Genomic DNA, 19,654 nt, shown 5'->3' with positions numbered 1-19,654 from the left:
ACAGGGCTTTCCGTATGCCCCCGCTCCCGCCGTTCCCGCGGTGGTCGCCGCCCTCCGGTGTCTCGACACGCGTATGCCCCTGACCGCACACGCACACCGCGAGGCCCCTTTGACACGATCCATCGCCTGTTCCTCCCTCTCCTTCTCCTGGCCCGACGGCACCGCCGTCCTCGACGGCCTCGACGCCTCCTTCGGCCCCGGCCGGACCGGGCTCGTCGGCGTCAACGGCTCCGGCAAGTCGACCCTGCTCAAACTGGTCGCCGGGCTGCTCACCCCCACCGAGGGCACCGTGCGGGTCTCCGGCGAGGTCGGCCACCTCCCGCAGAACGTCACGCTCGACACCGGCCGGCGCGTCGACGACGTCCTCGGCATCGCCGTCCAGCGGTCCGCCCTGCACGCCATCGAGGCCGGCGACTCCTCGGAGGAGCACTTCGAGGCCCTCGGCGACGACTGGGACGTGGAGGAACGCGCCCTGGCCACCCTCGGTGAGCTGGGCCTCGGCCACATCGGCCTGGACCGCACCGTCGGCGAGGTGTCCGGCGGCGAGTCCGTCCTGCTGCGGCTGGCCGCCCTGCTGCTGCGCCGCCCGGACGTCCTGCTGCTCGACGAACCCACCAACAACCTCGACCGCCACGCCCGCCGGCGGCTGTACGCGGCCGTCGAGTCCTGGCCGGGCGTCCTGATCGTGGTCAGCCACGACCGGGAACTGCTGGAGCTCGTCGACCAGATCGCCGATCTGCGCGGCGGGGAGATCACCTGGTACGGCGGCACCTTCTCCGCCTACGAGGAGGCCCTCGCCGGAGAGCAGGAGGCGGCCGAGCGCATGGTGCGCGTCGCGGAGGCCGATCTGCGCCGGCAGAAGCGCGAACTGGCCGACGCCCAGGTCAAGCTCGCCCGCCGCAAGCGCTACGGACAGAAGATGTTCGAGCAGAAACGCGAGCCGAAGATCGTCATGGGGGCGCGCAGGCGGGCGGCGCAGGAGTCCGCGGGCAAGCACCGCATCCTGCACGAGGAGCGCCTCACCGAGGCCAGGGAGCGGCTCGACGAGGCCGCGGAGGCGGTCCGGGACGACGACGAGATCCGGGTCGAGCTGCCGTTCACGGCCGTCCCGCCGGGGCGTGAGGTCCTCACCCTGCGGGACCTGGAACTGGCGTACGGCGCGCGCGTGGCGGGCGGTCTCGATCTGCGCGGGCCGGAGCGCGTGGCGCTCGTCGGGCGCAACGGCGCGGGCAAGACGACCCTGCTGCGCACCGTCGCCGGGGAGCTGGCGCCGGTCGCGGGCGAGGCGCACGCGCACGTGCCGCTGCGGTTCCTGCCGCAGCGCCTGGACGTCCTCGACGACGCGCTGACGGTCGCCGAGAACGTGGCGCGGTTCGCGCCGGCCGCCACGAACAACCGGATCCGGGCCCGGCTCGCCCGGTTCCTGTTCCGGGGCGCCCGCGCGGACCAGAACGCGGGCACGCTGTCCGGCGGGGAGCGCTTCCGGGCGGCCCTGGCGGCGCTGATGCTCGCCGAGCCGGCCCCGCAGCTGCTGCTCCTCGACGAGCCGACGAACAACCTCGACATGGCGAGTGTGCGGCAGCTCACCACGGCCCTGGAGTCCTACGAGGGCGCCCTCGTCGTCGCCAGTCACGATCTGCCGTTCCTGGAGTCGATCGGGATCACCCGCTGGCTGCTGCTGGACGGGGAGTTGCGCGAGAGCAGCCTGGAGGAGGTGGCGGACCCGGCGTAGACGGGGCGGTCTCAGGAGGGGCACAGGCGGGCGCCAGGGGTTTTGTCCTGGTGGACCCGCGCTGCATGATGGCGGACCGGCGCCGTGTCAGGGGCGCCGGTCGGACCTCCGGCGCGACCCGCCGGCCGGGCCCGAGCCGCCACTGATTCGGAGACCCGTCCGTGCCCAGCAGGAAAGCCCTCGTCCGCCGCCCCGGCCCCCGTCTCGCCGAGGGGCTGGTGACCCACATCGAGCGCGAGAAGATCGATGCCGACCTCGCCCTCGACCAGTGGGAGGCGTACACGGAGACGCTGCGCGCGCACGGCTGGGAGACGATCGAGGTCGACCCGGCCGACGACTGCCCCGACGCCGTGTTCGTCGAGGACGCCGTCGTCATGTACAAGAACGTCGCCCTGATCGCGCGCTCCGGCGCGGAGTCCCGGCGCGCGGAGACGGACGGGGTCGAGGAGGCCGTGGCCCGTCTCGGCTGCTCGGTGAACTGGATCTGGGAGCCGGGCACCCTGGACGGCGGCGACGTGCTGAAGGTCGGCGACACGATCTACGTGGGGCGCGGCGGACGGACCAACGCCGCCGGGCTCCAGCAGGTGCGGGCGGCGTTCGAGCCGCTCGGGGCGCGGGTGGTCGCCGTGCCGGTGAGCAAGGTGCTGCATCTGAAGTCGGCGGTCACCGCGCTGCCCGACGCCACGGTGATCGGGCACATCCCGCACGTCGACCGGCCCTCGCTGTTCCCCCGGTTCCTGTCGGTGCCCGAGGAGGCCGGCGCGCACGTGGTGCTCCTGGGCGGCCCGAAGGTGCTCATGTCGGCCGCCGCGCCCCGGTCGGCGGAGCTCTTCGCCGAGCTCGGCCTCGAACCCGTCACGGTCGACATCGGCGAGTTCGAGAAGCTGGAGGGGTGTGTGACTTGCCTCTCGGTGCGACTTCGGGAACTGTACGCCTGAGCGGGTGAGCGGATCACCTCTTCAGCCCTGGGACCTGCGGATCCCGGGGCCGTTCGGCACCCCTCGAAATCCCTTGGGGAACCTGGCTGATCAGCGATCTTTACAGCAGCCTTAACCTACGGCTTCGTAACCTACGGTTTCGTAGCCTACGATCCCGTAGGTTCCGGTATCCGCTCGCCGGAGTCTTCTGCTCCGTTTTCCTGTCCCCCTGGAGTACCTCGTGACGATCGCCTCCCCTCACCTCGGCAGCCCCGCCGTCTGGACCGACGCCAAGCTGCTGTACGCGCTCGAGGAAGTGGTCGAGACGGAACTCAACCGGCATCTCAAGGTCACCAAGGACTGGATGCCCCACGAGTACGTGCCCTGGAGCGACGGCCGCAACTTCCCCGGCTTCTTCGAGGACGGCGAGGCCTGGGAGAAGGGTCAGTCCAAGGTCACCGAGATCGGCCGGATCGCGCTCGTCGTGAACCTCCTGACCGAGGACAACCTCCCCAGCTACCACCACGAGATCGCCACCCTCTTCGGCCGCGACGGCGCCTGGGGCACCTGGGTGCACCGCTGGACGGCGGAGGAGGGCCGGCACGGCATCGTGATGCGCGACTACCTGCTCGCCTCACGCGCGGTGGACCCGGACAAGCTGGAGCAGTTCCGGATGATGCACATGAGCGAGGGCTTCGAGTCCGACAACCGGCACTCCATGCTGCACTCGGTCGCGTACGTCGCCTTCCAGGAGCTCGCGACCCGCATCTCGCACCGCAACACCGGTCACCAGTCCGGCGACCCGGTCTGCGACCGCATGCTCGCGCGCATCGCGACCGACGAGAACCTGCACATGGTCTTCTACCGCAACCTGCTGAAGGCCGCCTTCGACCTCGCCCCCGACCTCACCATGCAGGCCGTGCGGGACGTCGTCCTGAACTTCCGCATGCCCGGCCACGGCATGCCCGGCTTCGAGCGGTGGGCCGCGCAGATGGCCATCGGCGAGGTCTACAACCTGCGCATCCACCACGACGACGTCATCCAGCCCGTGCTGCGCTTCCTGAAGATCATGGAGATCGACGGCCTCGGCCCCGAGGGGCAGAAGGCGCAGGAGGAGCTGGGCCTGTTCATGAACGCCCTGGACTCCGAGGCGTCGAAGTTCGACGAGAAGCTGGCCGCGCGCAAGGCGCGCATGGCGGCGCGCGCCGGGGCCTGACACCCGGGCTCGGCCCACCGACGAGGGGCGCACCGAAACATCGGTGCGCCCTGTCGGCGCTGTACGGCATCATGCCGCCATGCTCGACGACACCACGCGCCTGGCGGTCGACTTCCTCGTCGGCCTCACCGACGACGACACCGCGGCCCGCGTCCGGGCCCGCACGGGCCTGTCCGCCGGCGAACCCGCGCGGCTGGCCCGGCGGCGGATCAGACGGGCCTGGAACTGGTCCCCCGTACCGGCGTCCGTCGCGCTGTGGACGCTGGAGCAGGACGACCCCCGGCTGAACGCCCTGGTCTGGCCCCACCTGGGCAGCAACACGGGGCTGCGGCGGGCCGTCGTCCGCGGGCTGCCGTTCGGCCCCGGCCGCACGGCCCCCGTACCGGTGGATCGCGAGCTGGCGGGCGAGGAGGAACCCGAGATCCCCGAGAGCTACCTACGCCACGGCCTCGTGGGCGCCCTGCGCGCGGTGGACTCCATGGCCTCGGCCCGCGCGGCCTGCTCCATGGTGCTGACCCGGGACGACTGGGCGACGGTCGCCGAGGCGGACGCCGGACAGCCGCTGCCGGGCTACACCCGCTGGGCGCTCTCGACCCGCCCGGACTGCCCGCCCGCGCTGCGCGCGGGGTTCGGCACGCACGCCAAGTTCACGCACCGGCTGCGGGAGGCGGGCGTGCTGGACGGACCCGCCGCCTACGCCACCGGCCACGGCCCGGCGGTCCGTGTCCTCGAAGTCCTCGCCATGGGGCGGCTGATGTTCCCGGCCCGCGTCCCCGAGGCCGAGGACGCGCTGCGCCCGCTCGTCCGCGCCCACCTCGGCGACCGCGAGGAGGCCTGGGCCGTCCTGGCCCAGCTCGCCGAGACCTTCCACGGGACCGCCCCGGAACTGGTGCGGACGGCGGGCGCCCTCGCCTGAGCACGGCACGGCCGGGAAGGGGGGCGGGGCGGCTGGATTCGAACCAGCGTGTTCCGGTTCTGGAGACCGGTGCGGCTGCCGCTGCGCTACGGCCCCGCCCTTGCCGTGGAGCTTAATGCCTTGGCCCGTTGTCGGTGCGGGCTGCTACCAATGAGGTACTGGGGGAACGTCGTACGGGGGGCTGCGGCATGGGGTACGGAGAGCGGGGGCGGCGTGCGCCGGTGGTGGACCTGGCCGACCGCCGGGCGCTGGAGGTCTACCGGCCGGCCGATCCCGAAGTCGTCGCGCGGGCGCGGCGGCTGAAGGAGGCGGCGCTGCTGGACTTCGGGCTGACGGAGTCGGCGGTGGCGTCCTGGCTGTACACCAGGTGCCACCACCAGATCCCGACTACGGCCGTGGACACGGCGGCCGTGGTGGCCTCCGGCGACGGCACCTGCCTGCTGCTGTACAACCCGGACTTCTTCGTCCGACTGGGCCTGGACGGCGTCAAGTTCGTCCTGTTCCACGAGGCGAGGCATCTGGTCCACCGGCATCTGCTGGCCGAACCCGAGCTGCGCGAGGACCCGTTGTTCGAGCTGGCCGCGGAGGTGGCCGTCAACCATGTGGCCCTGGTCCGGCTGGAGCGCGACACCCTGCCCCTGCTGGACGGCCGCCCCACGGGCGTCGACCCGCGGCGGATCCATGAGGCCTACGTCGAGGACCTGACGGCCCACGGGCGGGAGCCGGTGGACTACGAGGCGTTCACCGAGACGGACATGCGGGTCTACGGCGAGCTGAAGCGGATGCACCGTCCGCCGGTCGTGGAACACCGGCTCTGTGTGCACCTGACGGGCCGGGTCCCCGCCGACCAGGAGACCGTCGACGCGGTGACGTCCTCGGCGCTGCTCAACTCCCTGCTGGCGGCCCGCCGCGGGCACGCCGGCGCGGAGCGGGAGCTGCTGGAGCTGATGGGCCGGACCGAGGGCGACTCGGCGCGGGCGGCCCGGCTGTGGGGCACCCTGGGCGCGGGCGCGCTGCGCGGCGGGACCACGCGCACGGGGACCGTCCACTGGTGGCAGCGCTGGCTGGTCGACGTGCTCGCCTCGAGACTCCGGGACGGCGAGCGGCTGGTGTACCCCAGGAAAAGGGGCGCGCTGCTCGCGGCGCTCGGCCAGGACCCGATGCTGGCGCGGCGCGGCCCGGTCCGCGAGAAGGTCCTGGTGATCGCGTACGACACCTCGGGGTCGATGCCGGACCACGTGGTGCGCTGGCTCACCGACCTGGTCGGGCGGATCGACGGCGTCGACGCGCACTGGCTGTCCTTCGACGGCGTGGTGATGCCGTTCGAGCCGGGCGGGAGGGTGTACGGCGGCGGAGGCACGAGCTTCCAGGCGGTCGCCGACCACGTGGAGGGGCGTACGGAGGTCAAGGGCCGCCTCTTCGACGGGAATCCGGACGCGGTCGTCGTCCTGACCGACGGCCACGCGCCGCCGATCACCCCGGCCGAGCCCGGCAAGTGGATATGGCTGATCACCGAGGGCGGCGACGAGTGGCCCGAGCGGCACACCCCGGCGATGGCCTGCCATCGCGTGACCACCGGATCACGGTGACCGAGCACAGGAACCGGAACATGACCACGCAAGCACCGCAGCAGACCGCCTCGCGTCTCGAGTCGTTCATCGACGCGATGATCGACCTCGGCCAGACCGGCCAGGTCTTCGGGGAACACGGCATCGGCAAGACGTCGACGTTCTTCTCGTACCTCGCGCGCACCCGCCCGGACACCGCGCTGGTCTACGTACCGGCCGCGAACCTCACCCCCGACGACCTGCTCGTCAACGCGCCGGTACGCGACCCCCGCTCGGGTGAACTCGTGCTGCGTCAGCTGGTGATGAGCCAGCTGACGCCGGGGCGGCCGTTCGTGCTGCTCATCGACGACTCGCTCCAGGCGGGCGACACCATCCAGTCGCAGCTGATGCAGATCGCCTGCAACTGGACGCTGGGCGAGCACGATCTGCGGGCCCTGGGCTGTGTCGGGGTCTTCCTCACCGACAACGAGTCGCTCACCGAGACCTCGGCCCGGCGCGGCGACCTCGCGCTGCTGGACCGGATGGTGACGATGCGGATCACGGCGAACGACACGTCGTGGCGGCGCCACCTCACGGCCGCGTACCGCCCGTGGGACCTGCGGCCGGTGTTCGCCGTGTGGGCGTCGCTCTCCCCCGGCCTGCGCGAGCTGCTCTCCCCGCGCACCCTCGACCATGTCCTCGCCCAGGCGCGCGAGGGCTTCCCGCTGCGCTGGGGGCTGCCCCTGGTCGACGGGGAGCGGCTGCGGCTGGCCGAGCCCGGACCGGACGGCAGACCCGGGCCGAACCGCACGGCCGAGATCCTGGACCGGATCGCCGAGGCCCTGGGCGTGCCCAACCCGGCCACCGTCCCCGACCCGGTACGGCAGGTGGTGCGGGCGGCGCTGCGCAACCGCTGGACGGTGCTCCTCCAGGGGCCGCCCGGCTGCGGCAAGACGGAACTGGTGCGCGAGACGCTCCGCGAGGGGCTCGGGAGGGACCCGCTGTACTTCTCGCTGCCGGTGACGAACGTCGAGGACCTGTGCGCGCCGGTACCCTCGCCGGCCGGCACGCTGGACAACCTGCTCGCCGTGCGGTTCACCGGGCCCGAGCCCAAGGCGATCGTGTGGGACGAGTACAACCGGCCCAAGGACCGGGCCGCGTTCGCGAAGCTGATGGAGATCACCCAGGAGTGGTCACTGGCCGGGCGGCGGATCGAGAACCTGCGCGCCCAGATAGCCGTGCAGAACCCGCCGTACCACCTGGGCCGCAAGCTGCTGGTGTCCCGGAACAACATCGCGCAGGCGACCCGGTTCACGGCCTCCCTGGAGGTGGCGCCGGAGGACATCCCGGCCAACGAGTGGCTGCTGGAGCGGTACGGGGCGGACGCCGAGACGGTCCTGGAGTGGTGGAAGCACGACATCGACGAGGAGGGCCGGGCCTGGATCACCAAACGCACCCTGGAGCGGCTGATCAAGCTGCACCGGCGGGGGCTGCCGCTGGAGATGGCGACGGTCTACCTCGGCGACGGCGCGTACGCGCCCGTGCCGCTGACCGCGCTGATCGACCGCCTCCGCGGCCGGCCGGTCACCGGTCTCGGCGAACTCGCCCGGGACGCGGACGCCTGGGAGGCCCGGCTGCGCCGCGCCGCCGCGCACTCGGACGAGGGCGCGGACGACAGTGACGTCGTCCACCAGATCCTCGCCAACGCCGAGCTGTCCCAGCTGCGCCGGCATCGCACGGTGGTGGCCCGGCTGGTGCGCCATCTGCCGCCGAAGCTGCGGGCGACCTATCTGGTGGGGGCCTCGGAGAAACACCAGCGGTTCTGGATGGAGGTGTTCACGGGGAAGGGGAGGTGAGGCCGTGGTCAGGATCCGCCGGGGGTGCCGTGCGGTGGACGCTGCGCACGGCGGCCACGTCGGGGGACACGGACGGGGGCGGGACATGGGCGCTGAGCGCCGCGAGGCGGCGTTTGACACTGGTCGCGACGGACCGGCCGAGGACGAAACGGGTCGCCGTGGCGGCGCGGGGCGCGTGGTCGAGCAGGCGGTGGGCCTCGCGGCTGCGCAGGCCCGTGTCGCGCAGGTACAGATGGGCGAGGCGGTGTTCCCCGGCGGCCAGGGTCCGGCCGATGCGGTCGGCGGCCTCCAGGTCGAGCCGGTTGTCGGCGGCGCCGAGCACGGCGGCGGCACGCACCCGGCCGAGGTCCAGCAGGGTGACCCCGGCGGCGGTGGCCGCGTCCACCAGCGCGGCCGCGGCCCGCGGTCCGATGCCGTTGCTGGCGACGGACAGCCGGGTGAGCCGCCCGTACGGCGCCCGGGACAGCGCGTCGGCGAGCCGGAGGGCGCCGGCGTCACCCAGCCGGGCGGCGGACACGTACAGCTCGTCGACGGCCCCCGAGGCGATCACCGCGGCGAGCGCCTCGGCGCCCGGCGCACCCAGCGGGTTGCCGCCGACGAACAGCCGCTCGATGCGCCGGCCGCCGTCGGCGGCGGCCAGGAGCGCGTCGGCGAGCCGTGCGGCGCCGGACGCGTCCAGTCCCGTCTGGACGAGGTCGAGGGTGCGCAGGGTCCGTGCGGACCCGACGAGTTCGGCGGCCGCCCGGCCCGCCCCGTCGCCGAGCGGGTTGCGCTTGAGCCAGACCCCGGTGACGACCTGCGGCGAGGCGCGCAGCTGGTCGGCGATCCGGCAGGCGCCGCCCGCGGTGATGCCGTTGCAGCCGAGGTAGAGCGTCTCCACCGGCGCCTCGGTGCCGGCCACGGCGGCGGCGCCCTCGTCACCGAGGGCGTCGGTGCCCAGCAGCAGGTGCCGTACCGGCGACGGGCCGTCGGCCAGGGCCTCGGCGACCAGCGCCGCCCCCTCGGCGCCCAGCCCCTGCTTGCACAGGTCCAGCCGCCCGTCCGGCAGCGCGGTCCCGGCCGTGAAGTCCAGCCGCTCCCCCGCCGGCCGCCCGGCGCGCAGCCAGTCGAGCAGCGGCGCGAGATCGGCGAGCGGCCGGGGAACGACCTGCGGCACTCCGGCGAACCCAGCGGCCGGGTTCTCCTCGTTCACCACTCCGCCTCCCGGTAGTCCTTCAGGAACACGCCCGACACCGGGTCCCCGGCCTCGCCGCGCACGATCGGGTCGTACACGCGGGCCGCGCCGTCGACGATGTCGAGCGGGGTGCGGAAGCCGGCGCCCGCCATCCGCGCCTTCTTCGGCGCCGGGTTCTCGTCGGTGATCCAGCCGGTGTCCACGGCGCACATGTGGACACCCCGGGAGGCGAGTTCGGCGGCGCTGGTGCGGGTGAGCATGTTGAGGGCGGCCTTGGCCATGTTGGTGTGCGGGTGCCCCGGCATCTTGTTGCGCACGGCGAACCGGCCCTCGACGGCCGTGACGTTGACGACGTACCGGCGCGGGTGCGGGGAGGCGAGCAGCAGCGGCAGCAGCCGGTCGCACAGCAGGGCGGGGGCGAGGGCGTTGACGAGCTGGGTCTCCAGGACCTCGGCCGGGTCGAGCGCGCCGAGCGTCGCCGACCAGGAGTTCTCCGGGGAGGGATCGGGCAGCAGACCGGCCTCGTCGGCCTCGCGCAGGGCCGCGGGCAGCGCGGCGGCCCCGCCGGGGAGCATGCGCATCGGCGCGAACCCGGGGGCCTGCCGCGCCCCCTCGGGCAGCGCGTCGACCTCGCCGGCCGCGAGCAGGGCGTACGACTGCGCGGGGCGGCGCACGGTCTGGGCCGCGTTGTTGACGAGGATGTCGAGGGGCCGGCCCTCGGCGCGCAGGTCCTCGCACAGGCCCAGCACCTGGCGCGGGTCGCGCAGGTCGACGGCGAGGACGGTGAGCCGGTCCAGCCACCGGCCGCTGCCCGGCTCGGCCCGGAAGCGCCGGACGGTGTCGTGCGGGAACCGGGAGGTGACCTGGACCTCCGCGCCGTCGCGCAGCATCATCAGCGCCAGCTGGAAGCCGATCTTCACCCGGCCGCCGGTCAGCAGGACGCGCCGCCCGCGCAGATCGGTGCTCAGGGCGCGGCGGGCGGTGTTGTCGGCGGCGCAGCCGGGGCAGAGCCGGTGGTAGAAGGTGTCGACCTGTCGATACGACACCTTGCAGACGTAACAGGTGCGGGGCCGCAGGAACACGCCTCCGTCGCCGGTGCCGGCGCCGGTCAGGGGCGCGTCCTCGCGCCGGTCCGGGGCTCCGGTGGCGGTAGCGGCCATCGCGGCGGCGTCGGCGGCCGACAGCTCGGCGCCGCGGGCCTTGCGGCGGCGCAGCCGTCCGTCGCGCGCGAAGGACGCGGCGACCTGCTCGGCGCGCAGCCGTACGGGATCGTCGACGGGGAGCGCGCGCAGTCTGCCGACCAGCGCGTGGAAGGCGGCCAGTTCCGTCTCGCCGACCGGCGCGGTGACCGCCGCCCGTCCGCTCTCCTCGCCCATCCGTCCCCGCCCCCGTGCTCGCCGTACCGCGGTCCCGACCGGATTCGAACCGGCGTATCCACCTTGACAGGGTGGCGAGTCTGCCTCTGCTCTACGGGACCCCTCCGCGCCCGGACGACCGGATTCGAACCGGCGTATCCGGCTGAGCAAGCCGGTGCGACTGCCTCTGCGCTACGCCCGGTGGCGCCCCCGGATCCTAACCGCACCCCCGCGACGCGGTCGCCCGGATTTCCGAGGCACCTCTCCTGGCCGGCCGCCCGGTGACGGGTCAGCAGGACGTGCGCCTGATCTGGAGGCGCTCCTTCTCGGACAGGCCGCCCCAGACGCCGAAGCGCTCGTCGTGGGCGAGGGCGTACTCGAGACAGGCCACGCGCATGTCGCACATGCCGCAGATGCGCTTGGCCTCGCGCACCGAGCTGCCGGGCTCCGGGAAGAAGAAGTCCGCCCCGGTCTGCGCGCACAGCGCCTGGCTCTGCCAGCCGAGGTCGGACGTGGGGATCGTGTCGGTATGCATGGCCAGGATCGTGCCCTGCGGCGAAAAACGTTCGATCAACGCCCGATATACGGGGCGGACGCAGGCCTCCGGCCGCCCTGATGATGACGCCCCGGGAGGCCTCCGCGCACGGCGGCGCGCGGAACGCGCCCCTGCGGTTGTCGGTGGGCGGTGCAAGACTCGGCAGTGCAGGCAACGGGACCCTTGTGAGGAGGGCGGAGATGCTCACCACCCGTTTCGTCGACGGTGCTCCGAACTGGATCGATCTCGGCACCCCCGACATCGACGGCGCCACCTCCTTCTACGGCGCCCTGTTCGGCTGGCGCTTCGAGTCCGCGGGGCCGGACGCCGGCGGTTACGGCTTCTTCCGCTCGGAGGGCAGAACGGTCGCGGGCGGGATGCAGACCACGCCCGCGCAGGGTCCCCCGGCCTGGACGGTCTATTTCCAGTCGTCGGACGTGGACGCCACCGCCCAGGCCGCCGAACGGGCCCACGGCCGGGTGCTCTTCGCCCCCATGGACGTCATGGGACAGGGCATGATGGCGATCGTCGCCGACTCGGCGGGGGTGCCCTTCGGCCTCTGGCAGCCGGGTCGGAACAAGGGCGTGGACCTGGCCGGCGAACCCGGTTCGCTGTGCTGGGTGGAGCTGTACACGCCGGATGTCGCCGCGGCGGCGGCCTTCTACTACACGACCATGGGTCTGGAGACCTCCGCGGTCCCCTTCCCCGGTGGCGTGTACACGTGTGTCAACCCTCCGGGCGCGGGCGAGGACGAGATGTTCGGCGGGTTCGTGACGCTGGCCGACGATCCGACCGAGGCGCGGGACGGGGCGTACTGGCTGCCGTACTTCGAGGTCGCGGACGTGGACGCGGTGGCCGCCGAGGCGGAGGCGCGGGGCGGCCGGGTCCGGATGCCGGCGGCGGACGTCGAGGGCGTGGGCCGGATGGCCCGGCTGGCCGATCCGTACGGGGCGCGTTTCGCGGTGATCAGAAGCGCGCAGCGGGAGGGCTGAGGGCCGGCGGGCGGGCTCAGGCCGAGGCGCGGCGCACCAGGGTGGTCGGCAGGACCACTCCGGCCGGGGTCTCGTCGGAGGTGCGCGGGTCGAGGCGGCGCAGCAGGAGGCGGGCCATGATCCGGCCCATCTCCTCGATGTCCTGACGGACCGTCGTCAGCGGCGGGTCGGTGGCCTCGGCGACCGGCAGCATGTCGTCGAAGCCGACCACCGCCACGTCCTCGGGCACCCGCCGCCCCCGCTCGCGCAGCACCCGCAGCGCGCCGGAGGCGGTGAGGTCGTTCGCGGCGAACACGGCGTCGACGTCCGGGCGGCGCTCCAGGAGGGCGCGCATCGCGCGCTCACCGCCGCCGGGGGTGAAGTCGCTCTCCACGACGAGCCGCGGGTCGGCCGCGCCCATGACGTCCCGGTAGCCGTCGAGGCGGTCGGCCGCCGAGGTCTGGTCGAGGGGGCCGGTGAGGTGCGCGATCCGGGTGCGGCCGAGGCCGACGAGATGGCGTACGGCCTCGCGGGCCCCGCCGCGGTTGTCGCTGTCGACGTACGCCACACCGGCCTCGCCGTCGCTCCAGCCGGGGCGGCCGCCGAACACGGTCGGCAGACCGGCGCCCCGGATGAGGCCGGGCAGCGGGTCGTCGAGGTGGAGGGAGAAGACCAGGGCGCCGTCGACATGGCCGCCGGCGAGATAGCGGGCGACCCGTGTGTGGTCGTCGCGGCCCTCGGTGAGCAGCAGGACCAGCTGGTTGTCCTGGGCGGTCAGCTCCTTGCTGATGCCGCGGAGCTGGAGCGCGAAGAACGGGTCGGCGAAGACCCTGGTCTCCGGTTCGGCGATGACGACGGCCACGGCGCCGTGCCGCCTGGTCACCAGGGAGCGGGCCGCCTGGTTGGGCACGTACCCGAGTTCCTCCACGGCCCGCCGGACCCGCTCCACCAGAGGCTCCCGGACCCCGTCCCCGCCGTTGACGACCCTCGACACGGTGGCCCTGGACACCCCGGCCCGCGCGGCCACGGCCTCCAGGGTGGGACGCTGCGCGGTCTCGGTCACGTCGGGGCTCCTCCTCGGACCTCGGTGGGTGCGGATCAGGATAGCTCCGGGAGAGGTCCGGGCGAGGTCCGGGCGAGGTCCGGGCGAGGTCGGGTGAGAGCGCTCTCGTCGCCGGGCGGGGGCGGGGCGGGGCCGGGCGGTGACCCGTCGTCAGGGGGAGAGCCCCGGCAGCCCCTTCGGCTCAGGGGCCCGCCGACTCCGGCGGGGGCGCCGGCTTCTCGCGGCGGTGGGAGCGGGCGGGCGGCGGGGCGTCCTCGCTGCGGGCCCGGCTCGGCTGGACCCGCTTCGGCTCGCCCGGCATCTTCGGGTACTCCGGCGGGTACGGGAGGTCGCCGAGGCCGTGGTCGTGCTCGTCGCGGCGGGCGAGTTCCAGGAGGGACTCCAGGGAGAAGGCGTGCTCGTCCATGTCGGCGTGGACGTCGCCGAGTGCGGCGAAGCGGGCCGGCATCGTCGCGAGGTCGAAGTCGCGCGGGTGCGCCTCACCGACCTCCTCCCAGCGCAGCGGCGCCGAGACGGGGGCGTGCGGGCGGGGCCGTACGGAGTAGGCGGAGGCGATGGTGCGGTCCCGGGCGGTCTGGTTGTAGTCGAGGAAGATGCGCTCGCCGCGCTCCTCCTTCCACCACTTGATCGTCACCCGGTCCGGCATCCGCCGCTCCATCTCCCGGCCGACGGCGATGGCGGCGCGCCGCACCTGGGTGAAGGTCCACTCCGGCCGGATCGGCACGAAGACGTGCAGGCCGCGGCCGCCGGAGGTCTTGGGCCAGCCCCGCAGACCGCCGAACTCGTCGAGGACGGACCGCAGTTCGTGGGCGGCGCGGACGGCGTCGTCGAAGTCGGTGCCGGGCTGCGGGTCGAGGTCGATGCGCAGCTCGTCGGGGCGGTCCACGTCGTCGCGGCGGACGGGCCAGGGGTGGAAGGTGAGCGTGCCGTACTGGGCGGCCCACAGCACGGCCGCCTCCTCGGTGGGACACATCTCGTCGGCGCTGCGCCCGCTGGGGAAGGTGATGTGGGCGGTGGGGATCCAGTCGGGCATGTTCTTCGGGGCCCGCTTCTGGAAGAAGGACTCGCCGGTCACGCCGTCGGGGTAGCGCTCCAGGGTGGTGGGGCGGTTGCGCAGGGCGCGCAGGATGCCGGGCGCGACGGCCCGGTAGTAGCGGGCGAGGTCCAGCTTGGTGAAGCCGCGCTCCGGGAAGAAGACCTTGTCGGGGCTGGACAGCCGCACGGTCCGGCCGCCCGCCTCCAGTTCCACCGCATCAGCCATGCGAGCCACGGTAGGCGCACCGCCCAGGACGCGCATACCGGGCAAACCTCCCCCGTCGGTCGCCGTGCGGGATGGTCGCCCGGCCGGAGCGTCGGCCACAGCCGGGCGACGGACGAGAGCACAGCTTCAATGGGCCCTCGCCTCTCCTTCGGAGCCGTCGCCCGCGCGGATGGGTGCGGCGTGCGGGCGCCCCGGGCGGCTCGTAGAGTCGGAGCCATGGATCTTCCGGTGATGCCGCCCGTGAAGCCGATGCTCGCCAAGTCGGTGGCGGCGATCCCGGCGGGGATGCAGTACGAGGCGAAGTGGGACGGGTTCCGGGCGATAGTGTTCCGCGACGGGGCGGAGGTCGAGCTGGGCAGCCGCACCGGAAAGCCGCTGACCAGGTACTTTCCCGAGCTGGTGGAGGCGCTGAAGGAGCGGGTGCCCGAGCGCTGCGTGCTGGACGGGGAGATCGTGATCGCGCGGGAGGGCCGGCTGGACTTCGACGCGCTCACCGAGCGCATCCATCCGGCGGAGTCGAGGGTGCGCACGCTGGCCGGGCGGACGCCGGCCTCGTTCGTGGCGTTCGACCTGCTGGCGCTGGCGGACACCGCGCTGCTCGACGTACCGCTGACCGGCCGGCGGGAACTGCTGACCAGGGCGCTGGCGGGGGTGACGCCGCCCGTGCACCTGGCGCCGGCGACGACCGACGTCGAGGTGGCCCGGCGGTGGTTCGAGCAGTACGAGGGCGCGGGCCTGGACGGGGTGATCGCCAAGCCGCTCACCCTGCTCTACCGGCAGGACGAGCGGGCCATGTTCAAGGTGAAGCACGAGCGGACCGCCGACGTGGTGGTCGCCGGCTACCGCCTGCACAAGAGCGGGCCGGTCGTCGGGTCGCTGCTGCTGGGCCTGTACGACGACCGGGGCACCCTCCAGCACGTGGGCGTGTCCGCCGCGTTCCCCATGAAGCGCCGGGCCGAGCTGATCGAGGAGCTGGAGCCGTCGCGGATGGCGGATCCCACCGGGCACCCGTGGGCGGCCTGGGCCGAGGAGGCCGCCCATGAGACGGCCCGGCTGCCGGGGGCGCCGAGCCGCTGGTCGGGCAAGAAGGACCTGTCCTGGGTGCCGCTGAGGCCGGAGCGGGTGGCCGAGGTGGCGTACGACCACATGGAGAACGGGGCGCGGTTCCGCCACACCGCCCGTTTCCGCCGCTGGCGCCCGGACCGCACCCCGGAGAGCTGCACGTACGGCCAGCTGGAGGAGCCCGTGCGCTACGACCTCGCGGAGATCCTCGGCACGCCTCCGCCGTCCCCGCCGCCCCCGGCGCCTCCGACGGCGCCCTGAGTCACGGCGTCATCAGGATCTTCACCGCGCCGTCCTGCTTGCGCTGGAACATCTCGTACGCGTGCGGGGCCTCCGTCAGCGGCAGCCGGTGGGTGGCGAAGTCGTCCACGCCGAGCGGGTCCTCGTCGGTGAGGTACGGCAGGATGTCGTCGGCCCAGCGGCGCACATTGGCCTGGCCCATGCGGATCTGGACCTGCTTGTCGAACAGGGTGCCCAGGGGCAGCGGATCGGCCGTGCCGCCGTAGACGCCGGTCAGGGAGAGCGTGCCGCCGCGCCGGACCAGCTCGACGGCGGTGTGCAGGGCGGCGAGCCGGTCCACGCTGAAGCGTTCCGCCAGGGGGCCGCCGAGGGTGCGCGGGATCAGCGCGGCGGCGTTCTGGACCAGGCGGGCGACCGCGCTGCCGTGCGCCTCGGTGCCGACGGCGTCGATCACGGCGTCGGGGCCGCGCCCGTCGGTCTCGTCGCGCAGGGCCGTGACCAGTTCCTTCTCGCTGTCGAAGGCGCGCAGGTCGTACGTCTCGACGCCGCGCGCCCGGGCCCGGCGCAGCCGCTCGCCGACCAGGTCGACGCCGAACACCCGCCCGGCGCCCCGCAGCCGCGCGATCCGGCAGGCCATGTCGCCGATGGGGCCGAGCCCGAGCACCGCGACACTGCCGCCGGGCGGGACCTCGGCGTAGGCGACGGCCTGCCAGGCGCTGGGCAGGACGTCGGAGAGGTACACGAACCGGTCGTCGGGCGGGCCCTCGGGAACCTTGATCGGGCCGAACTGGGCCTGCGGGACGCGCAGATACCCGGCCTGGGCGCCGGGCACCGCGCCGTACAGCCGGGTGTAGCCGAACACGGCGGCGCCCATGCCCTCGGCGCCGACCTGGGTGGTCTCGCACTGCGTGGGCAGGGAGTTCAGGCACATCCAGCACGTGCCGCAGGCGATCTGGAACGGCACCACGACCCGGTCGCCGGCCCTCAGGTCGGGCACCCCGGCGCCGACCTCCTCGACGATGCCCATCGGCTCGTGGCCGAGGATGTCACCGGGGGTCATGAACGGGGTGAGCACCTCGTACAGGTGCAGGTCGGAGCCGCACAGCCCGGTGGACGTGATGCGGATGACGGCGTCGGTGGGTTCCTGGATCCCCGGGTCGGGCACGGTCTCCACCCGGACGTCCCGCTTCCCCTGCCAGGTCACTGCCTTCATGGTGGCGCGCTCCCTCCGCCGGTCCGGTCCGCCCCGGCGGCCCCGGGGCCCCGGTTCCCGGCTGGTCCCCGGGTACCCGGACCGGCGGCCCCGTCACACCGGGCCCGCCCCCGCGCGGGCGGTACCGAACGCAGGCGCGGCCGAACGGACGAGCGCACAATCGAGGGACGGAGACGGGGTGGCGATGGTGGGTGCACGACGCGCGAGACGCTCCAGGGCGGTGGTCGGGACGACACCGGCCGCCGCCCTGCTCGCCGCCGCCCTCGCCGTCTCCCTCTCCCTCACGGCCGGCTGTACGACGTCCCGCTCCCCGTCGCCCGACGACGGGCACAGCACGTCGGGGCGGCCGGACGGCACCGGCGCACCCACCACGTCCCTCGGCCCGGTGCTCGCGGTGAAGATCGACAACGCGGACGCGGCCCGTCCGCAGACCGGGGTGGACGCCGCGGACGTCGTCTACGTCGAGCAGGTCGAGGGCGGGCTGAGCCGGCTGATGGCGGTGTACGCGAGCAGGCTGCCGCAGGCGGTGGGGCCGGTGCGCAGCGCCCGTGAGTCCGATCTGGAGCTGCTGGAACAGTTCCGGCGGCCGCTGCTGGCGTTCTCCGGGGCCCAGCACAAGCTGCTGCCGCTGATCGACCGGGCGCCCCTGGACGCGGTGACGCCGGGCGACGCGTCCGGTGCCTATTTCCGCGGCCCGGACCGGGCCGCCCCGCACAACCTCTACCTCCGCCCGGACCGGCTGCTGCCGTCGGCGCCGGGCGCGGCGGCGCTGACCACCGGCTTCCGCTACGGCCCGGCACCCTCCGGCGGCCGGACGCAGGCCTCGCACACCGTGCGCTATCCGGCGGCCCGCTTCACCTTCACCTGGTCGGCGGACCGGGCCCGCTGGCTGGTCTCCATGGACGGCACGCCGACGGTGACGGCCGACGGACAGCGGGTGGCCCCGGCCACGGTGGTGGTGCAGTACGTGAAGACCCGCGCGTCGGCGTTCCACGACTTCCTCGGCAACAACACGCCGTACACCGAGACGGTGGGCTCGGGGACGGCGGAGGTGCTCCGTGACGGGCGGGCCTACGACGTGCGCTGGAAGCGGCCGACGGCGCGGGACGGCACGGACTTCACGACCGCCGACGGCAACCCGGTCGACTTCGCCGAGGGGCAGGTGTGGGTGGTCTTCGCGAAGGCTCAGCCTTGAGGTACGAGCGGTTCCGCGGGGTTGCGCAGGCCTTCCGCCGCGTCCGAGACCCTGCGGATGAGGTCGAAGAACTGTGCCTGTTCCGCGGCGGAGAGCGGGGCGAGGAAGACCTGGTTCATCCGGGCCGTGCGTACGGTCAGCCTGCGGTGGATGCGCAGGCCGTCGTCCGTGAGGCGCAGCAGGGAGCGGCGGCCGTCCTGGGGGTCGCGGACCTTGTCGAGCAGCCCACGGCGGCCGAGCCTGCTGATGAGCTCGGCGATGGTCGACCGGTCGAGACCGACCCGCTCCCCCACCGTGCGCTGGTCCAGTCCCGGCTCGGCGACGAGCGCGTTGAGGACGGCGAACTGGGGGGAGGTGATCTCCTCGGAGACCATCGTGTTCCACAGCAGGTAGTGCGCCTGCTGCAGCCGCCGGGCGAGGTGCCCGGGGTGGGTGGTGAGGTCCAGCGCGGCCATGTGCACTCCCCGTCCGAATTAGTCGGTGTACTGAACAATACTCGCCGCCCCCGCAGCTGTCTCCGGAAGCGCCACGTCATCATCCCAGGTCTTGACGCTTTCACCTGCCAGTGGCAGCGTGGGGCACCTCGCTGAAATACTCAGTGCGCTGATTAATTCGCAGAGATGGGGCTCAACGGATGGACAAGGTGGTCGCCACGGCCCTGGAGGCGGTGGCCGACGTGCCGGACGGCGCGTCGCTGGCGGTGGGCGGTTTCGGACTGAGCGGCGTGCCGAACGTCCTCATCCAGGCCCTGTACGAGCGGGGCGTGGGCGGGCTGTCGGTCGTGTCCAACAACTGCGGGGCGATGGAGTCGGGCCTCGCGGTCCTGCTCGCCGCCGGGCGGATCTCCCGGGTGACCGGTTCCTACATCGGCGCGAACAAGGAGTTCGCCCGCCAGTACCTGGCCGGGGAGCTCGAGGTCGAGCTGATCCCGCAGGGCACCCTCGCCGAGCGGCTGCGGGCCGGCGGCGCGGGCATCCCCGCCTTCTACACCCCCGCCGGGGTGGGCACCCAGGTCGCCGAGGGCGGGCTGCCGTGGCGCTACGACGGTGAGGGCGGCGTCGCGCTGGCGTCCCCGCCGAAGGAGGTGCGCGAGTTCGACGGCACCCCGTACGTGCTGGAGCGCGGCATCCGCACCGACTTCGCGCTGGTCCGGGCCGCCCGGGGCGACCGCCACGGCAACCTGGTCTTCAACAAGGCCTCCCGCAACTTCAACCCGCTCTCCGCGATGGCCGGGCGGATCACGGTCGCCGAGGTGGAGGAACTGGTGGAGCCCGGGGAGATCGCCCCGGACGCGGTGCATCTGCCGGGCATCTTCGTGCAGCGCGTGGTCGCGCTGACCCCGGAGCAGGCGGCCGACAAGAAGATCGAGCAGCGGACGGTGAGCAGCTGATGGCCTGGACA

17 protein-coding genes and 3 tRNA genes are annotated in these 19,654 nt (G+C 73.6%); 10 read left to right on the top strand and 10 right to left on the bottom strand.

Going from position 1 to position 19,654, the window contains the following annotated elements:
• Positions 1-109 precede the first annotated feature (109 nt).
• The 4 genes from ABZ490_RS03750 (at position 110) to ABZ490_RS03735 (ending at position 4,781) form a co-directional block, all read left to right on the top strand.
• Entirely contained in the window at positions 110-1,732 is a 1,623-nt protein-coding gene (locus tag ABZ490_RS03750; RefSeq protein WP_358983654.1) for an ABC-F family ATP-binding cassette domain-containing protein, read from the top strand.
• Positions 1,733-1,893: 161 nt separating this feature from the next.
• Positions 1,894-2,670 (top strand): dimethylargininase, encoded by a 777-nt coding sequence (gene ddaH, locus ABZ490_RS03745; RefSeq protein ID WP_358983652.1) that lies wholly within the window; start codon positions 1,894-1,896, stop codon positions 2,668-2,670.
• Positions 2,671-2,890: 220 nt separating this feature from the next.
• The gene (locus ABZ490_RS03740; RefSeq protein ID WP_358983650.1) at positions 2,891-3,865 is read left to right on the top strand and encodes an acyl-ACP desaturase; all 975 of its coding nucleotides are present in this window, start codon (positions 2,891-2,893) and stop codon (positions 3,863-3,865) included.
• A gap of 79 nt (positions 3,866-3,944) precedes the next feature.
• Positions 3,945-4,781, top strand: a complete 837-nt coding sequence (locus ABZ490_RS03735) for a hypothetical protein (RefSeq protein WP_358983648.1) — start codon at positions 3,945-3,947, stop codon at positions 4,779-4,781.
• 22 nt (positions 4,782-4,803) lie between these two features.
• Here the strand turns inward: ABZ490_RS03735 and ABZ490_RS03730 are convergent.
• Positions 4,804-4,879 (bottom strand) — tRNA-Trp (locus ABZ490_RS03730).
• Positions 4,880-4,969: 90 nt separating this feature from the next.
• Here ABZ490_RS03730 and ABZ490_RS03725 point away from each other — a divergent pair.
• Positions 4,970-6,370 carry a hypothetical protein gene (locus ABZ490_RS03725; protein WP_358983646.1) on the top strand — a complete coding sequence of 467 codons (1,401 nt, stop codon included), beginning with the start codon at positions 4,970-4,972 and terminating at the stop codon, positions 6,368-6,370.
• A gap of 20 nt (positions 6,371-6,390) precedes the next feature.
• The gene (locus ABZ490_RS03720; protein WP_358983644.1) at positions 6,391-8,184 is read left to right on the top strand and encodes an AAA family ATPase; all 1,794 of its coding nucleotides are present in this window, start codon (positions 6,391-6,393) and stop codon (positions 8,182-8,184) included.
• On the opposite strand, the gene ABZ490_RS03715 is transcribed toward ABZ490_RS03720, so the two are convergent.
• The 5 genes from ABZ490_RS03715 to ABZ490_RS03695 form a co-directional block, all read right to left on the bottom strand.
• A complete protein-coding gene (locus ABZ490_RS03715) occupies positions 8,165-9,376 on the bottom strand; it encodes a ribonuclease inhibitor (protein WP_358983641.1) in 1,212 nt (403 codons plus the stop codon). The genes ABZ490_RS03720 and ABZ490_RS03715 overlap by 20 nt on opposite strands.
• Positions 9,373-10,734, bottom strand: a complete 1,362-nt coding sequence (locus ABZ490_RS03710; RefSeq protein ID WP_358983639.1) for an SDR family oxidoreductase — start codon at positions 10,732-10,734, stop codon at positions 9,373-9,375. Before ABZ490_RS03710 ends, ABZ490_RS03715 begins: the two co-directional genes overlap by 4 nt.
• Positions 10,735-10,763: 29 nt before the next feature.
• Positions 10,764-10,835 (bottom strand) — tRNA-Asp (locus ABZ490_RS03705).
• A gap of 8 nt (positions 10,836-10,843) precedes the next feature.
• Positions 10,844-10,915 (bottom strand) — tRNA-Ser (locus ABZ490_RS03700).
• Between the two features lie 87 nt (positions 10,916-11,002).
• Positions 11,003-11,248, bottom strand: a complete 246-nt coding sequence (locus ABZ490_RS03695) for a WhiB family transcriptional regulator (RefSeq protein ID WP_358983637.1) — start codon at positions 11,246-11,248, stop codon at positions 11,003-11,005.
• 200 nt (positions 11,249-11,448) lie between these two features.
• Here ABZ490_RS03695 and ABZ490_RS03690 point away from each other — a divergent pair, with 200 nt between their 5' ends.
• On the top strand, positions 11,449-12,240 hold the full coding sequence (locus ABZ490_RS03690; RefSeq protein WP_358983635.1) for a VOC family protein: 792 nt from the start codon (positions 11,449-11,451) through the stop codon (positions 12,238-12,240).
• Between the two features lie 16 nt (positions 12,241-12,256).
• On the opposite strand, the gene ABZ490_RS03685 is transcribed toward ABZ490_RS03690, so the two are convergent.
• Both ABZ490_RS03685 and ligD read right to left on the bottom strand, forming a co-directional pair.
• Positions 12,257-13,282, bottom strand: a complete 1,026-nt coding sequence (locus tag ABZ490_RS03685; protein WP_358983633.1) for a LacI family DNA-binding transcriptional regulator — start codon at positions 13,280-13,282, stop codon at positions 12,257-12,259.
• A 181-nt stretch (positions 13,283-13,463) separates the two neighbouring features.
• Positions 13,464-14,543, bottom strand: coding sequence for a non-homologous end-joining DNA ligase (ligD, locus tag ABZ490_RS03680; RefSeq protein WP_358983631.1), 1,080 nt, complete (start codon positions 14,541-14,543; stop codon positions 13,464-13,466).
• Positions 14,544-14,759: 216 nt separating this feature from the next.
• On the opposite strand from ligD, the gene ABZ490_RS03675 reads away from it, so the two are divergent.
• Positions 14,760-15,866, top strand: a complete 1,107-nt coding sequence (locus ABZ490_RS03675; RefSeq protein WP_358983629.1) for an ATP-dependent DNA ligase — start codon at positions 14,760-14,762, stop codon at positions 15,864-15,866.
• A gap of 1 nt (position 15,867) precedes the next feature.
• Here ABZ490_RS03675 and ABZ490_RS03670 read toward each other — a convergent pair whose 3' ends face one another.
• A complete protein-coding gene (locus tag ABZ490_RS03670; RefSeq protein WP_358983627.1) occupies positions 15,868-17,058 on the bottom strand; it encodes a zinc-dependent alcohol dehydrogenase in 1,191 nt (396 codons plus the stop codon).
• 184 nt (positions 17,059-17,242) lie between these two features.
• On the opposite strand from ABZ490_RS03670, the gene ABZ490_RS03665 reads away from it, so the two are divergent.
• Positions 17,243-18,253 (top strand): DUF3048 domain-containing protein, encoded by a 1,011-nt coding sequence (locus ABZ490_RS03665; RefSeq protein WP_358983625.1) that lies wholly within the window; start codon positions 17,243-17,245, stop codon positions 18,251-18,253.
• On the opposite strand, the gene ABZ490_RS03660 is transcribed toward ABZ490_RS03665, so the two are convergent.
• On the bottom strand, positions 18,244-18,708 hold the full coding sequence (locus ABZ490_RS03660) for a MarR family transcriptional regulator (protein ID WP_358983623.1): 465 nt from the start codon (positions 18,706-18,708) through the stop codon (positions 18,244-18,246). The genes ABZ490_RS03665 and ABZ490_RS03660 overlap by 10 nt on opposite strands.
• 179 nt (positions 18,709-18,887) lie before the next feature.
• Between ABZ490_RS03660 and ABZ490_RS03655 the strand changes: the two genes are divergently transcribed.
• Positions 18,888-19,643: a CoA transferase subunit A gene (locus ABZ490_RS03655; RefSeq protein ID WP_358983621.1), complete on the top strand. Its 756-nt coding sequence runs from the start codon at positions 18,888-18,890 to the stop codon at positions 19,641-19,643.
• Positions 19,644-19,654 lie beyond the last annotated feature (11 nt).

The organism is Streptomyces sp. NPDC005811 (assembly GCF_040630405.1).
Classification (GTDB): Bacteria; Actinomycetota; Actinomycetes; order Streptomycetales; family Streptomycetaceae; genus Streptomyces.
Note: the sequence above shows the minus strand (reverse complement) of the source record. Positions and strands in the feature narration are given on the sequence as shown.